10 protein-coding genes and 4 pseudogenes are annotated in these 14,235 nt (G+C 67.3%); 4 read left to right on the top strand and 10 right to left on the bottom strand.

The features are described 5' to 3' along the window. Positions 1–231: 231 nt before the first annotated feature. Positions 232–770, top strand: a pseudogene (locus tag ACWFRJ_RS33820) (transposase); the annotation flags it as partial. On the opposite strand, the gene nadE reads toward ACWFRJ_RS33820, so the two are convergent. Beyond that, positions 767–1,597: an ammonia-dependent NAD(+) synthetase gene (gene nadE, locus ACWFRJ_RS33815; protein WP_453539679.1), complete on the bottom strand. Its 831-nt coding sequence runs from the start codon at positions 1,595–1,597 to the stop codon at positions 767–769. The pseudogene ACWFRJ_RS33820 and the gene nadE overlap by 4 nt on opposite strands. 689 nt (positions 1,598–2,286) lie before the next feature. Continuing rightward, on the bottom strand, positions 2,287–3,612 hold the full coding sequence (locus tag ACWFRJ_RS33810) for a DUF6056 family protein (RefSeq protein ID WP_453539676.1): 1,326 nt from the start codon (positions 3,610–3,612) through the stop codon (positions 2,287–2,289). A 440-nt stretch (positions 3,613–4,052) separates the two neighbouring features. Here ACWFRJ_RS33810 and ACWFRJ_RS33805 point away from each other — a divergent pair, with 440 nt between their 5' ends. After that, positions 4,053–5,546, top strand: a complete 1,494-nt coding sequence (locus ACWFRJ_RS33805; RefSeq protein WP_453539673.1) for a glycosyltransferase — start codon at positions 4,053–4,055, stop codon at positions 5,544–5,546. 861 nt (positions 5,547–6,407) lie between these two features. Here ACWFRJ_RS33805 and ACWFRJ_RS33800 read toward each other — a convergent pair. Next, positions 6,408–6,602, bottom strand: a complete 195-nt coding sequence (locus ACWFRJ_RS33800; RefSeq protein WP_453539670.1) for a hypothetical protein — start codon at positions 6,600–6,602, stop codon at positions 6,408–6,410. 276 nt (positions 6,603–6,878) lie between these two features. After that, on the bottom strand, positions 6,879–7,340 hold the full coding sequence (locus ACWFRJ_RS33795; RefSeq protein ID WP_453539667.1) for a helix-turn-helix domain-containing protein: 462 nt from the start codon (positions 7,338–7,340) through the stop codon (positions 6,879–6,881). Positions 7,341–7,513: 173 nt separating this feature from the next. On the opposite strand from ACWFRJ_RS33795, the pseudogene ACWFRJ_RS33790 reads away from it, so the two are divergent. Next, a pseudogene (locus ACWFRJ_RS33790) lies at positions 7,514–7,900 on the top strand (fasciclin domain-containing protein); the annotation flags it as partial. A gap of 764 nt (positions 7,901–8,664) precedes the next feature. Here ACWFRJ_RS33790 and ACWFRJ_RS33785 read toward each other — a convergent pair. Then, positions 8,665–9,462, bottom strand: coding sequence for an SAM-dependent methyltransferase (locus tag ACWFRJ_RS33785; protein ID WP_453539664.1), 798 nt, complete (start codon positions 9,460–9,462; stop codon positions 8,665–8,667). A gap of 564 nt (positions 9,463–10,026) precedes the next feature. Here ACWFRJ_RS33785 and ACWFRJ_RS33780 point away from each other — a divergent pair. After that, positions 10,027–10,504 (top strand): annotated as a pseudogene (locus ACWFRJ_RS33780) (nitroreductase family deazaflavin-dependent oxidoreductase). Positions 10,505–10,800: 296 nt separating this feature from the next. Here ACWFRJ_RS33780 and ACWFRJ_RS33775 read toward each other — a convergent pair. The 5 genes and pseudogenes from ACWFRJ_RS33775 to ACWFRJ_RS33755 form a co-directional block, all read right to left on the bottom strand. Further along, complete coding sequence (locus ACWFRJ_RS33775) at positions 10,801–11,286, bottom strand: phospholipase (protein ID WP_453539661.1); 486 nt, start codon at positions 11,284–11,286, stop codon at positions 10,801–10,803. Positions 11,287–11,564: 278 nt separating this feature from the next. Continuing rightward, positions 11,565–11,762: pseudogene (locus ACWFRJ_RS33770) on the bottom strand (ATP-binding protein); the annotation flags it as partial. Between the two features lie 89 nt (positions 11,763–11,851). Next, positions 11,852–12,571, bottom strand: coding sequence for an SGNH/GDSL hydrolase family protein (locus ACWFRJ_RS33765; protein WP_453539659.1), 720 nt, complete (start codon positions 12,569–12,571; stop codon positions 11,852–11,854). Further along, positions 12,568–13,035, bottom strand: coding sequence for a cupin domain-containing protein (locus ACWFRJ_RS33760; RefSeq protein WP_453539656.1), 468 nt, complete (start codon positions 13,033–13,035; stop codon positions 12,568–12,570). The genes ACWFRJ_RS33765 and ACWFRJ_RS33760 overlap by 4 nt, the downstream gene beginning before the upstream one ends. Positions 13,036–13,136: 101 nt before the next feature. Continuing rightward, positions 13,137–13,973, bottom strand: a complete 837-nt coding sequence (locus ACWFRJ_RS33755; RefSeq protein WP_453539653.1) for a helix-turn-helix domain-containing protein — start codon at positions 13,971–13,973, stop codon at positions 13,137–13,139. Between the last annotated feature and the right edge of the window lie 262 nt (positions 13,974–14,235).

The following is a 14,235-nucleotide window of genomic DNA, read 5'->3' as shown; positions in this document are numbered from 1 at the left end:
GGGGGACTGGCCAGGCGCATCGCGCATCGCCTGCAGGGTGTCGGCGGTGTCCGCGTGGCCGGAGTCCGGATGACGTTCACCGTGATCCGGATGATGCTGCGGCTGGTGCGCACCGGCGGTGTCGTAGGTCGTTGTGTGGCCCAGTGCTGCTGTGTTGCCCCGTGCCGGTTTGCCGTGCGTGCATCGAGGCTGGATGTCGTCAATGGCTGCGCGTCCTCGTTCCGGTCATCTGGCGCGGGATCGGGCATGACCTGCTGGAGACGCCTGGCCGCCTGGAACGAAGCCGGCGTGTGGGACCGCCTGCACGCTGTGCTTCTCAAAGAGCTGCGGTCGAAGGGCAAGCTGGACTGGTCGCGGGCGTCGACGGGCAGGGCATCCCGCTCGCGGTGTCGCTGACCGGCGGCAACCTCAACGACGTCACTCAACTCCTGCCGCTCCTGGACAAGATCTCGGCAGTCGCAGGCCGGGTCGGCAGACCGCGTCGGTGACCGGATGCCCTGCCGGCCGACCGCGGCTACGACCACGACAAGTACCGTCGTCTGCCCTGGCAGCGCGGGATCCACCCGGTGATTGCGGAGCGGGGACAGCCGCACGGCAGTGGCCTGGGCATTTTCCGTTACGTCGTCGAGCGTACGAGCTCCTGGCCGCACGGATCCCGCCGTCTGCGTATCCGCTGGGAACGACGCGATGACATCCACGAAGCCTTCCTCGGACTGGCCATCTGCCTCATCGCCCACCGCCACGTCCAACGGCTTTGGCAGGGCCTTTAAGGGGCGATGGGGAGCTGGCGCTTGTGGCTGGTGAGGCGGTAGCGGTTGGTGATGGTTTCGAAGGCCTGCTCGTCCACTGGCTTGCCCTCCAGGAAGTCGTCGATGTCGTCGTAGGTGACCCCGAGAGCATCCTCATCGGCCTTGCCCGGGGCGAGGGTCTCCAGGTCGGCGGTGGGGGACTTCCACACCAGCTCGGCGGGCGCGCCCAGCGTGTCCGCGACGGCGCGCACCCGGCGCTTGGTCAGGCCGGTCAGCGGGACCAGGTCGGCGGCGCCGTCGCCGAACTTCGTGAAGAAGCCGGAGACCGCCTCGGCCGCGTGGTCGGTGCCGACGACCAGTCCGCCATGCGCACCGGCCACCGCATACTGGGCGATCATGCGCTGGCGGGCCTTGATGTTGCCGTGTACGAAATCCTGGTGGTGGGCGTCGCGGAAGCTGATTCCGGCGTCCAGCGAGGCCTTGAGCGCGGCGTCGCTCGCGGGCTTAATGTCCACCGTCAGGACGTGGTCCGCTTGGATGAAGGAGAGCGCGAGCTGAGCGTCATGCTCGTCGGCCTGGATTCCGTAGGGCAGACGCATCGCGTAGAACCGTGCCTCGTGCCCGGCGCCCCGGGCCCGCTCGACGGCGAGCTGGCACAGTCGGCCGGCGAGGGTGGAGTCGACGCCGCCGCTGATGCCGAGCACGAGGCAGCGCAGACCAGTAGAGGCCAGCCGCTCGGCGAGGAAGGCTACCCGGCGTTCGATCTCCTGCTCGGCCTCGAAGGTCTCGGCGACCTCCAGGTCCCGGGCGATCTCCTGCTGCAGGGCGATGGACGTCGGCTCACTCACGTCTGCTCCTTGTTCCGGTTCACGATGTGCTTTGCGAAACCCTAGCTTCAAGGCCGCCCGGGGTGCGCTCCACCGCCTGGAGCGCCTGCCGCTTCTTCCCGCCCCCGGGCCCCCGGGGAGCCCCGGCTGCGCGCCTGCTTCGAGGAACTGGAAAGGCGCCTGGACGTCGACGGAGCAAAGCCGCGCCCCCGAGCCGGGAGCGAACGCTGCGATGGGGGAGACGCCGAAGACGTGTCTCAGCCGCCTCATCCGCCGCCGGACACATCCTGTCAAGCGCCCACACGTTCCTCACTGCTCTGTGATGTCCCAAGCCGCCTGAGCCGCCAGCTCTCATCGAGTAGTCGATGATTCGCCTGGACCAACTCGCGCGCTGTTCACCGCAGTTCGCGGGAGAGGTCACGGGCGTGGTCCAACCGCTCCCGCAGAGCGCTCCATCGCGCGTCCACCGCCACGGGAGGCGGCTGCCCGGAACACGCGGTGTCATCCCAGCCTTCGTAGGAGATGTTGCTCTATCGCTCCACGCAGGCGGGGGCGTGCGCCGGCACCTGTGGCGAAGAGCTCTCCGGGGATGTCCGAACCGCGGTGCGCCGGAGGGCGTGAGGCGTACGGAGTTGCCGGGTTTCCGTACCGACTGGACCACCTTGATCCGGCTCATCGCCGGCTTGTGAGTAGGGTCATTCCGCAGCCGGTCAGGGCAACTTGTAGGCCTGAGTGATGTGTTGCACCTGGTAGTAGTCGGCGATGCAGGAGGCGGGCCACTTCGCGCGCCCGCCGTGGCGGAACGGCTCTGTCATGTGGCTGAGGGGAAGCCGTTTGTACGGCAGGACATGGACGCCAGTGGCGGCCTGGCTGTGCATCCAGCGATTCTGGCGGTCCCAGTCGTGCGCACGAGTGATCATGTGGGATTCGAGCTCCGCAAGCGACGGCGCGAGTGCGAGGCAGGCGACGGCGTACGCCGCGGCCCCGACGGTCAGGACCAGTCCGGCCTGCCGGACACGGCTTCGTACAGCGCGGCCGGCGAGAGTGCCGACGTAGACGAGGAGCAGGATGTAGAGCAGCAGATAGTCGTTCCACAGGCGCGTCGAGGACACCACGGCCTTGCCGAAGACGGGGTAGGTGATGACCGTGCACGCGTAGCCGGAGACGAGCAGGGCGCACACGCCCGCCGCGGCCACAATGGCATCGTTCTTTCCGGGGGCGGCGGGCCGTCCCATGGGGTCGCGGGCCAGCAGGCCAAGGATGACGCCCGCCGCGAGCGCCCCCAGGTACGGCCAAGTCGTCAGCAGCGTGCGGGCGATCTCGCCGAATCCGCGCAACGACCCAAGGAGCGAGTCGGGATCGAGCATTGTCGAGGAGTTCTTCCGCTCTTGCCGGTTCCGTGAGCCAGGTGACGTGTAGAGGATCAGGATGCCGATCACGATGCTCGCGATTCCGGCGGCGCAGCAGACCCGGAGAAACCTGCGGCGGCTTGCGGGAAAGAGGTGGCCGCTCGTCAGCAGGGCGAACGCCAGGACGGTCGAAGCGACGGCGCTGGTCTCCTCCGAGAGGAGGCCAAGGGATACCCCTGCGAGGACGACGGTGAGCAGCGCGAGGACCTTTGTCCGCCGCGATACCGCCCGCAGTACGGGGATGGCTGCGGCGCAGGCGAACACCGGGGGCAGGGTGTGGGAGACGGAGGCGGCCGGCCAGTAGAACGTCTTGTAGGTGTTGGGTGAGCCGAAGAGGAACAAGGCCGCCACCATGGACGCCACAAGGAGCGGGACGCCTCGCGGGACCGTGAGCCGGGCGGCGCGCACGACGTTGACGGTGAAGGCCCACAGAAGGACGAGGACGAGTGCGCCGCTGACCGGGGCGAACCATTGCTGACCCGCTTCACCGAACCGCGCGTAGGCCCAGACCAGCACGGCGTTGACGAGGCGCCCGTTGTCGTGGAGGTAGAACTTCTCGACCATCGCGGACAACCCGCCGTCGCGGACCACCGGCAGGAAACACCAGTCGTCGCCACCGGGGCGCACCCACCGGGCATTCCCTGCCGCAAAGACAAACACGGCGAGCGGCAGGAGCGAGAGAAGCCCCGCCCCTGTGGATGCTCGACGCCCCGTCTTCCCCGTATTCGATTCGCTCCCGATGCGCTGGCCCCGAATAGGCTTCTTCGGCGTATGCACCACAGGCCGCCCCCCTCCCCACCGGATCCAAGAGACAAGAGTTCTCGACGCGAAGATCAAGTTTGCAGTTTGCTGGCGATCGGCGCCCGCCTCCTCAGGGTGACCTGAAAAGAACGCGACGATGCTCCGCCTATCTGGTTCCATCACGTTCCATCACACCGGACCGTTGTTCCAACGAGGGTACAGAGATCCCGTCCACCCGGGCTGTTTTCTCACCGTCGTCTTGAAGAGAAGCGCCATGATGACGGACACAGCAGGAAAGACTGCACTCACACCGGCTGAGGTGACGAATGGAAGAGTGCCAGATCTCCGTTGTCGTGCCGTGTTTCAACGAAGAGGAGGTGATCAATACCTTTCACTGCGCGCTGATGTCGGTCCTTGGTGATACGCAACAGACCTTCGAGGTCTGTTACGTCGACGACGGCAGTCGCGACACGACCCGCACCCAACTGCGGGCCTTCGCCGCCGCGGACCCGCGTGTTCGCTACACGTCGTTCAGCCGGAACTTCGGCAAAGAAGCAGCCATGCTCGCGGGGCTGCGCATGTCGCGCGGCGATGCCGTGGCCCTCATGGACGCCGACCTTCAGCACCCGCCGGGTCTCCTGCACCGCATGCTGGAACTGCGCAAACACGGATACGACCAGGTCGTCGCCCGCCGGGACCGCTCCGGCGAGGGACTGCTGCGAAGGACCCTCAGTGCCGCGTACTACCAGGCCGTGGGCCGATGCATGGACGTCGATGTCGCCGACGGGGAAGGAGACTTCAGGCTGCTGTCGCGCCGAGCCGTCGACGCGATCCTCACGCTGCCGGAAGCCAACCGGTTCTCCAAGGGAATCTTCTCCTGGATAGGCTTCGACACCACCGGCTTCACCTACCACAACGTCACCCGTGTTGCGGGGCGCTCCAAATGGGGCGGCCGCCACCTTGTCAACTACGGCATCGACGGCCTCATCTCCTTCAACAGCCGCCCGCTGCGCCTGGTTATCTACGCTGGAATCGCCCTCTCGTGTGCAGCTTTCGCGTACGCCCTGTGGATCGCCGCGAATATCGTGCTGCACGGGGTGGAAGTGCCCGGATTCGCCACCCTGTTGATCGCCGTCGTGGCCCTGGGAGGAATACAGCTGGCCACGCTCGGCGTCATCGGCGAATACGTCGGCCGCATCTACGGCGAGACGAAACGCCGTCCGCTCTATGTGGTGTGTGAAACCGATGAGGAACCACACCGGGTCGGCATCGTTCCCGTGACCACCGGAATCAGCCATCCGCCCCCGGCTCGGGTGAGCGTGCAGCCGGAGGCCCCGACTCCCAAACCCGCCAAACTTCGCACCCTGCGACAGTTCCTGACCTTCGCCTCGATCGGGATCGTCAATACCGCCGTATACATGGCCGTGTACGCCTCGCTCAACTGGTGGATCTCATACCTGGTCGCTCACGTCATAGGCTTCGCGGTCAGTACGGTCGGTTCATTCTTCCTGAACACGTACATCACCTGTCGAACAAAGCCGACCTGGCGGGCCTTCTTCCGCTTCCCGCTCTCGAGCCTCGTCAACATGGTGTTCAGCGGCGCCCTCCTCTTCCTCGGCGTGCACTCCTTGGGCATGGGGGAGAACGTCACGGCCCTGGGCGCAGGCATCCTTGCCACGCCCCTCTCTTTCCTGGTCGCGCGCTGGGCCATCAACTCCGGCACCACGCGCACCCACCAGCAGGACACGGACTGGGCATCCGTGCCCGGCAGCTCCGGCAGCTCCGACCGCCTCATGGAGCACAACCGCCAGAGCTCGTGACAGCGTGACGGCGCGCTGCGCCGAAGGGCGCCCGCCGCAGGCCCGGGAGGAACCGCTGCGCAGGATGCTGCGGGCGGAAGTAGTTTCCGGTAGAGGGGGATTCCATTCACTTCGAAAATAATGAGCATGCCCGGTCGGTGCCCGAACGAGAATCAGGAGAATTTTTCCTCGGCAAATTTGCGCATTACGTGTTCTTGTACAGCAGCATCCCTTTGCTATACGGAATCGACCTGCGTATCCAACGGGCGCCGAGCGGCGGCGGGGGAGAGTGAGGGGCGGGTTGAATGACGAGGCGAGGGTTGTCCTGTTCGGCGACGCGGCGGCAGGTACTCGCGGACGGCCTTGGGGCTATCGTTGCCGCCACGGTCGCCGGGTGCGACTCCAGCGAGAGCTCCGGAGTTGAGGTGACGCCGGTTCGTGCCGTGAACCCGTAGGCGACCGGCTCCTTTGCCACTGCCGGCAAGAGTCTGCTGCGGCAGATCATCGCCCACCCCGACGACCTGTTCTTCATGAACCCCGAGTGTCGCCAGATGCTGTCCTGGGGCGTGCCGGTGCTCACCGTGGTAGTCACGGCGGGGGAGTCATCGGGTCGTAACCGCGTACCCCACGAACTCCCGCCGATGGCCCCCGGCAAGCGGGGGTACTCCGGCGCAGGGCAGCAAGGCATGCGGCAGGCCTACTCCGAGAGGCTGGGCCTGGACCGCACACGCTGGGATCCGCGCCGCCGAGGTCGCCCGCATCACCGGCACCCGGGGTCCGGTGGCGGCCCATGCACAGCTCAGCGTGTACCCCCTACTGGGCAAGCTCGCCCCCGAAGAGCTCGCTGAGGGCATCCAGGGGCTGCGCGCCCTGCTGTCAGACTCAGGACGCCGTGGGCTGGTCCAGACCCTCCGGGTATATCTCGACCACGCTGGCGACGATCGGCCGGCCGGGCATCTCGGCCGGAAGACGGCGCAGCTGCACCCGCGTCTTCCGGCCGTCGACAAAAGCGTCGGAGAAACCGCGTGAGGGGCGTTCGCCGGTGTGCTCGCGGCAGACCGCTACCGCGCTTGCCATCGACGTCGGCCTCACCGTGATCCGGCCCGCCGGGTTCCGGCACGTCCGGATCACGCGGCAGACCGCCTAACGGTGGACGACGCTCGTCGGCGAGGCCGAGCCGCCCAGTGCGTCATCCTGACAAGGGTCAGATAGACGTTTACGGATCCATCCTCGCTCGCCGGACATGAGGCGGCCCACGGCGGACTGCTACCTCCGGGCGATCTGACGACCGCACACTCCAGCCGGGCTCACCCTGCTGCAACAGGGTGAGCCCGGCGGCATGGGACCGGAGGTTCAGGGAATCGGGACAGTCACCATCAAGTGCACGAACACGCTCCACAGACCGATGCCTGCGGCGGCGAGGCGCAGCCTGCGCACGCGCTGCGGCGACACGGGGTCGAGCGCACTCAGCACGGGCCGGCCGCTCGCCATGGGTGCGGCACCTGGTCGCATCGCGACCACCATCGTCGTACGAGGCTTCTGGATGCCGCAGCGTGGTGTGCGGTCCGCACCCATTCCCTGCCCCAGGCCCTTGAGGAACTGGGCGTAGGCCCGGCGTCGTTCACCGCGAGGTGAGGTTCGACCTGCCTCCCAGGACTGCACGGTCATCACCGTCACGCCGAAGGCTGCGGCAACCTGATGTGGTGTCAGCCCCCACTGCTCGCGCAGGCGACGGCGTTCGTCGGCCGATGGCAAGGCGGCCTGGTGGGGAGGCGCAGCTGGGCGCAGACCCTTTTCCGTGAATGTGGCGTTCATGGCCGTACGACAATCGGGCAAGAGGAATTCGTGCGGGGGAGCGCGCAGATTCCCCCATATGGACGCTTGGCCGGGGGCGCGGGCTGTCGGGGCTACAGCCGGGCAGACCCACGCGTCCGGACTGCCTTTTCGGACAAGGCCAGCGACAGCCCCTCCAAGGACACAGGCACTATGACGAGCCGATCGGCTCGGCGTGTGTGTCGGCCCCCAAGGACGGCAAGGGCAGCTTCGACGGCAGGGCAAAGGCCCCGGTTGCTACCGCCGCCTCGAACAACCCGGAGCTCGCCACGCTGTTCACCGCGGTCAAGAAGGCAGGCCTGGTGGACACCCTCAACAACGCCAAGAACATCGCGGTGTTCGCGCCGACCAACGACGCCTTCGTGAAGATCCCTAAGGACTTGGCTTGGCGGACGGCCTCTACGAGACGCTGGAGAAGTCCGAGCTGACCACGGCCGGTTCGGGCGAGTCCTAGAAGGTCAACGACTCCGCCAATGTGGTCTGCGGCAACGTCAAGAGCCAACGCCAACGTCCACATCATCGGCACCGTCCTCATGTCCAAGATGTGGCATGCGGCGACGGCGAAGGGCGTGCTGGGGATGGTCGGTGTCGGCTCTGCCCTGCTGCTCGTGACGACGGCGGGGAAGGCCGTGGATGGGGCCCCTTGCGTCGTACCGCCCCGTTCGCGCCGCACGGCGGCCGTCCGGGGGAGTGGGCCGAGCGGCTTTGAGATCAACAAGACGGCCATGAAGGTGGGCACCGGGCACAGGGCAGCGCGACAGCGGGACAGCGGTGAGCTGAGGCGGTCGCCCGTCGCCGGGCCGCGAGGAGACGTCGGACTGTCCCGAGACGATTCACCCCAACTCTCCGTGCACAGTGCGGTGTTGCCCACCTCCTGTGGGGCGGATCTGTCGGTGACAAGTACGCGCATGCGGCCCTTCCCTGCACGCCTCGCTGCCAGGCGCCCTTGGCCGCAGGCAGGGAGGATCTGGTTCCCGGGCGGGCCTGATGGCGTCACAGGGAGCAGTGCCAGGCTCCTCGCCCGCGAGCCGCTCCTGAGACAGGCCAACCGGCCCGACCCGCAAGGACGTTGAAGACGCCCCACGAGACCACCCCTGAACGCCCTGAACGCGCCCGCGCGTCACGTGGCATGCCGGGCATCTCAAGACCTGGTGGACAGCACGTACTGGCTGCACGGGCCGGGCGGCCTGCGTGGGCCGGAACCCGTTGAGCGAGGTGATGGTGCGCCCGCTCAGGTGTCGAATCCGAGTGTGATCCGTCTGGATTCCACCGAGAGCTGCTGGCAGGCGAGTTGGCGGCGGGGACGTTATGGCACTCGTGCCACGCCGACCCATCCGGCCCTGATGGTCAACGCGCCGGGCATGGTCGCGTCCGGCTTCCACTCCGGCCAGGGAACGAAGCCGGGGTCGACCAGTTCAAGGCCGCCAAAGAGTGAGACCGTCTGCTCCGGGCTGCGTAGAATGTAGGGAATTGCTCCGGAATTGTTGTACTCCTCCTGCACACTGCGGTGGAGCTCATCGTCGGCATCGGAATGACTCAGCGAGGCATAGCTACCGGAAGGAAGGCCCGCCACCAGGCCGCGTACCAAACCCAGTACGTCTTCCCAGGGGTCTATGTGGCCCAGCACATCATTGATCACAAGACCGATGGGTTGAGACATGTCGAGTGTTTTCGCCGCGCTTTGAAGAATTTTGTCGGTGTCGCGCATGTCCGCCAGCACGTAATCGGTGGCGCCTTCGGGCGTGCTGCGCAAAAGCGTGTCGACGTGCATCAGGACGATCGGGTCGTGGTCTACGTAGACCACCCGGCTGTCCCGCGCTATGCGCTGGGCGATTTCGTGGGTGTTGTTGGCCGTGGGCAGCCCGGCACCCACGTCGAGGAACTGTCTGATACCTTGCCGCGCCATCCAGCTCACCGAGCGACGCAGTACATCGCGTGACTCCTGGGCCATCGGGAGGATCAGGGGAAACTTCTCCTTGTAGGCGTCACCGGCCCGTTGGTCGGATTCGTAATGGTCCTTGCCGCCCAGCCAGTAGTTCCATACGCGTGCGCTGTGCGGAAGGGAGGTGTCTATCTGGTGGATGTCTGCCGGCTCACTGCTCATTGCGGTGCCTCTCTCAATTGGTCAGGGCGGGGCTAGGACAGCGGAACGGTCCAGGCTTCTCGAGGCAGGCTGTCACCGCGTGTGCCCGGGTGCAACGTTGGCGCTGGCGGACAGGCCTGTGCACGGCGCCACGTCAACGACTTTGCCACCGCCGCGAGTTCGCCCTCCGCGCACTGGTGCCGGTGTCGGCTGATGCGCGGGGCAGGAGGTCACCGGGTTCTGCGGGCGTTCCACTACGGCGCAGCGCCTGGCGCTGCGATGAGCGCCGCGTGCACGGCAGCTACGCCCCCTGGTCCATCCAGACATCGTTTCATGCTGAGGATCACACGGAGGTGTGGGCCGCATGGTCTCAGATCCGGATCACCGGTCGCTGAGAGGTTATGGGGCATGGGACTTGGCCACGGAACCTGAGGTCCCACAGCTTGGTGCGACGACGGCGGGTCTCTGTCCGTGTCCCGCGGTGCAAAGTAGCGGCAGCATGGCGGCAGCGTCGGGCTCGCATCCGCGCGGGACTCCATGCCCAAATGGGCAGCAATGGTCCCCGGGCGATGACGAGGTGACGCGGTGCCTCTTGAGGGCGACCACGAGCCGAGTTTGGCGCAGTGTGCGTGAACAGGTCGAGCTGTATGAGAGCTCAGGCGGCACGCAGGGGGCGACGCTTTGCGACACGGGCCTGCCCGTCATCATTCTCACGACGCGCGGCGTAAAGAGCGGCAGGATCCGCAAGATCCCGCTGATGCGAGTGACGCACGAGGGGCGGTACGTGGCTGTGGCCTCGAAGGGCGGCTTCCCACGTCACCCCCTCTGGTACTCCAACTGGTACTCCAACGTCAGATCTGATCCGTTGGTGGAGATCCAGGACGGTTCCGTACGTCGGAGCATGACGGCCCGTAAGGTCACTGGAGACGAAAAGGCCGAGTGGTGGGAGTGCGCGGTCGCCGCGCAACCGCCGTGCGTCGAGTACCAGGAGAAGCCTGACCGCGTGATCCCCGTCTTCGTGCTGGAGCCCGTGTACGCGGCAGGGCCGGACACTCTCACCTGACCTTGTCCCCGGAATGCGAACCGAACAAGGTCAGGTGAGGGGGAGGCGAAGTCTCGTTAGACGGGACACGGCTGAACTGCGTCCGGGATCAGCAAGCGGACATTGCACAACAGCACACACGCCAGGGGCTGCGGACAGTGCTGAGAGGCGGTGCGGATGGGGCGAGACGCGGTGATCGCCACCCCTGACGGACTTCTGACCGGAGCCGGCACATTGTTCAACCTGGGAAGTGCCCTACGGGTACGGTTCGAGCACGCCGGAGAAACGGCGGACCTGGACGAGCGGGTGGGGGCCGGTCAAGGGGTGGTTGTGTCGTTTGCCGTGCGGGCGTAGCCGAGTTTGTCGACGGCCTGGTAATAGGTCCAGGCTGTCCCGTTGCAGGTGGTTTTCGTTGCGCCGCTGTATTGCGCGCACACTCTCTTCAGGTCTTCGTAGAAGGCGCTGTCGACGCGGGCTTTGTTTGCGTTGAAGGTGCCGGCTTCTTTGTAGTTGCGGTAGCCGAAGTCGTGGCGGGCGCAGGCCGTCTTGAAGGGGAAGCCCAGGGGGTTGTCGGGCGAGCTGGAGCAGTAGTCGGTGGACCAGTTGAACTGGTAGGCGCTCCAGGCTCCCTGGTTTCCGTTCGCCGACACCCAGGCGTTGTAACTGCCCGCGTCGGTCTGGGTCCAGCTGCTGAGCACCTGCGCCTTGTCGGCGGGCACGGCCACTGCGGGGGTGATGGTTACGCCTAGTCCCAGGGTGAGGGAAGCGGCGCTCACGGCGAGAGCGGTCAGTCGACGGCGCATGGGGCCTCCTGTGGGGGGATGACACTTCCGTCTCAACAAGCCGATTCATTCCCACAGTTGGCACTTCAACAAACGAGAGGTTCGCGTGAACTCCGTGTGACCGACGGGGTTTACGGCGCCATTGTCACCGCGTGCTGCACCACTGCGTCGATCAGACGGTCGTGCGTGTCTTGGACCGTCGTCCCGGCCCTGGCCGGGTGGGTCCCTGGTGTCTGTGGCCGGGGGGGGAGGGGGAAGGAGGTGACCGGCGCGGGGGTTCTGGGGTACCGAGGGGGGGGCATCTCGGCGCCGCGGCGGTCGAGTTCGAGGCAGCGGAGTTCATCGATTCCGAGCAGGTCGACGAGTCCGTAGCGGGCGATGGGTTTGCCGAGCTGCTTTTCGTGGGCCGCCTCGACCAGCTCGTTCACCAGAGCGGCGGCAGTGGTGGAGCGGATGCGATAGCCGGACATGGCGGCCGCGGTGCCCAGGCCGGTGAGTTCAGATCGCGTTCGCTCCAAAGCTTCGCCTACTGTTTTGGCGCGGGCCCACGCCAAAACAGTAGGACAAGCTCAAGCGCGCGAACCGGCTACTCGCTCCAGGTGGGCAGCCAGGTGTCGATGACCTCGGCGACAAGGGCGGCGCCGCGGCTGTTCTGGTGGATGTGGTCGGTCGTGAGCACGAGGCGTCGGCGCCGCGAGATCGCGTCGAGGCTGCGGCGCAGCACGGCGTGCCGGACGAGGACGCCGACGCCCGCTGCGGGCGTCAGCTCCCGGTAGGGGATCGGGGGCGGGTCCGCTTGGTGTAGTTCCTTGATCTGGCGTTCGTGGAGTGGAAGATAGGTCGCCTTGTTGGTGAGGGCCACCTCGGCGATCATCCGGCTGTACGCCTCCGATGCCTGCGCCGCCGCTCCCTCGAGTTGTTGGCCGAGGACCGGGAGCGACAGCAGGCCGATCGTCGCGTCGGTCTCCGTTCGCAGCCGTTCGACAACGGCTCCCAGGCACTGCTGGAACCAGCCGGCCGACGGGCGCTGGGGGAGTTGTTTGCGCTTCATGGCCCGCTCGACGGGGTAGCCGGCGAGGCTTGCTCGGGCGTCGTTGGTCCCGATCAACACGGTGATCACGTCGGGCGGGTCCGCGACGACGGCATCGAGGCGCCGCGAGAGGTTGTAGGCGAAGTCGCCGTTGGCGCCGAAGCGCGCGAGCCGCACGTCGCCGGGAGAGTGGCGTCGTTCGAGGAGGTCCAGGTAGTCGACGCTGAGCTGCGCGCGGGTGAGGCTGTCACCGAGGCACGCGACGCGTGTCGTCACGGCGCTTGCGGGCCGGGCGTGCCGACGTGCTCGGTCGGGAGGGCGTCGGTCCGGGGACGGTGGTCGGTGCCCAGGCCGGCGGTGATGGTCAGGATGGACGCCGCCCCCGCCATGTCGACCGCGTGCCATGCCCCGGCCGGGTTGACGGTGGCCTCGCCCGGCCCGAGCACCACGCGGTCGGGCACTCCGTCCACGTCGCGGGTGACCGTCACCGACCCGCTGAGGCAGACGACCAGTTCGTCGCCGGCGGGGTGGCGCTCCCAATGATCGCCGAGGCCGTCGCCGTCGAAGATCGTCACCATCCGGCCCTCGGCACCGTCCGCTGCGACCGCGGCGCTGTAGGCCTGGAGCACCTCCGGGTCCCAGGCGAAGCCCTCGACGGGTTTCGCTCTCGATCCCAGCCCGAGGTGCACGGGGGTTGTCCGCAGGTCGATGGCATTGCGTTCGTGGTTGACGAGTCTCATGCCGACGATCGTCACAGGACGGCGATCGGGTGGTCTTGAAGAAAAGGGAACGGAAGAAGAAAAGGGAACGGAAGCCGACGCGACGGGCAGCCGGTCGGCGTCTATCCGGTCCCGAGGAGTACTTCACCGCGACGCCAGGCCGTCGGCGATCGGCCCGTGAACTCGCGCCAGTCCCGAACGAGATGGGCCTGGTCGGCGTAGCCGGAGACGGCCGCCACATCGGCCCACGGGAGCGGGGCGTGCGCTGTCGCCAGTTCGTGCGCGTGCTCGAAGCGCAGAACTCGGGCGAAGGTCTTCGGCGACAGGCCCACCTCACCGCGAAACCGCTCGGTGAGGTACCGACGGCTCCAGCCCAGTTCGGTGGCGACCGCCCCGACCTGGACGCGGCCCCGCGCGGCGATCAGCCGGCGCCATGTCTCGGCCACTTCGGGGCCCACCCGGGGCACGCGGTCGCCGCCGTCGGCGCGGCCGACGGCTCGCAGGAGCAACTCGTCCAGCGCGGCGAACCGCGCGCCCCATGTCGTCGCCGCTCGGAGCCGGTCGACCAGCTCGACGCCAAGCGCTCCGAGAAGCTCGTCGAGTGGGACCAGTTGGTGGGCGAGCGCGGCGGCGGGCATGCCGTAGACGGCCCGAGCCCCGAGCGGTGTCAGCGACACCTGCACGCCTTGCTGGCGTCCGTCGTGGTGGATCGCGACGGACCGGCGCATCAGACCGCCTGCCACGCTGTCGAATCGGGTGACCGGTGACCCGTCGTCGACGCCTGCCGCCACCCCCAAAGGGTGGGACAGGCTGATCACCGCAGTGAGCCCGCGGCCCGGCGGACCGCAGTGCACCCCTACCGGGAACCCGCGCAGGTCGAAACCGACATACGAGCCGACGTACTGCCGCAAGGCGGGCGCCGGACGTGCATCGATCCACGTAGCCGTATGGTCCTCCATCCTCGTCAGTGTACGAACCGGCGAGCCCGGCAAAATCACCACCCGATCGAACTCACCGCGCTCGCCGACCACGGCCTGGTCCTGGAGATGTTCGCCGGACCACTGACCGGCATGTACGACCCCAGCGGACCGGGCCGCCTGCTGTTCGCGTTCTTCGCCGCGATGGCGGAGACCGAGCCGGCGGACCACGGCCTGGGTCGCTCTCGGACTGACCAGCAAGTTCCACCTGGCCGTCGACCAGGGCCAGAAGCCTCCGACGGCC

The organism is Streptomyces sp. NPDC055239 (assembly GCF_053606205.1).
The sequence above is the reverse complement of the archived record's forward strand: the minus strand, read 5'-3'. Positions and strand labels throughout refer to the sequence as shown.

What these genes read in the sequence shown, in the direction of transcription:
- ACWFRJ_RS33800 (WP_453539670.1), bottom strand. Translation starts at nt 6,602, where the DNA reads ATGGCAAGCGCGGTAGCGGTCTGCCGCGAGCACACCGGCGAACGCCCC.
- ACWFRJ_RS33775 (WP_453539661.1), bottom strand. Translation starts at nt 11,286, where the DNA reads ATGCGCCGTCGACTGACCGCTCTCGCCGTGAGCGCCGCTTCCCTCACC.
- ACWFRJ_RS33785 (WP_453539664.1), bottom strand. Translation starts at nt 9,462, where the DNA reads ATGAGCAGTGAGCCGGCAGACATCCACCAGATAGACACCTCCCTTCCG.
- ACWFRJ_RS33755 (WP_453539653.1), bottom strand. Translation starts at nt 13,973, where the DNA reads ATGGAGGACCATACGGCTACGTGGATCGATGCACGTCCGGCGCCCGCC.
- ACWFRJ_RS33760 (WP_453539656.1), bottom strand. Translation starts at nt 13,035, where the DNA reads ATGAGACTCGTCAACCACGAACGCAATGCCATCGACCTGCGGACAACC.
- ACWFRJ_RS33805 (WP_453539673.1), top strand. Translation starts at nt 4,053, where the DNA reads ATGGAAGAGTGCCAGATCTCCGTTGTCGTGCCGTGTTTCAACGAAGAG.
- ACWFRJ_RS33795 (WP_453539667.1), bottom strand. Translation starts at nt 7,340, where the DNA reads ATGAACGCCACATTCACGGAAAAGGGTCTGCGCCCAGCTGCGCCTCCC.